Annotated in this window: 1 protein-coding gene; it reads left to right on the top strand. The window is 46.7% G+C overall.

All coding sequences use genetic code 11. The features are described 5' to 3' along the window. On the top strand, positions 1–563 hold a 563-nt coding region (locus JK635_RS05505; RefSeq protein WP_202652991.1), incomplete at both ends, for a hypothetical protein.

Raw genomic sequence — 563 nt, 5'->3', positions numbered from 1 at the left:
GGCGCGGCTTGCGGTTGAGTTGAAAATTCGGCCTTTTATTGAGGGTGATGTTTTTCAGGGCGGGATGCTGCAGCCACTTTGGAAAAAAATTGAACAGCGTATTCTGGAAGTTGATGATTTAAATGAAAGCCATAAGCCTTTTGTAGACATTGGCGCACCTTTGACAAGTGTTCAGAGTACTGTCGACCATACTGTAGACCAACTTGCCAGCATCCCCGACGGTTTGAGCCTTGCCCTCTTGCGTCCAAGTGCCGTTGTCGCCGGTGTCGCATTTGGTTTTAACAAAGAGCAAGGTTTGGGGGCGAATAAACCAATACATGTTGGTCATTCATATGGACACATGGTTGCGTGGCCACCGGAGGCAAAATTCCAAATGCACGATGCGTCGGAGATCAAGGAATTTTACTTGAACGCTTTAAACAGCCTGGAATCGAAAAATATACCGGCGTTTTCTTCAATAGTGATTACACCCACACCGCACCCGTTTGAAAAAGACGGCAAACTCTCAGATCAGCATGTAGAGGGGTTTTTGAGGGCTGCAAAGGCATTCATCAGAAAAAGGA

The organism is Neobacillus paridis (assembly GCF_016765675.1).
GTDB lineage: Bacteria > Bacillota > Bacilli > Bacillales > Cytobacillaceae > Neobacillus > Neobacillus paridis.
This window is presented reverse-complemented; position numbering and strand designations above follow the sequence as displayed.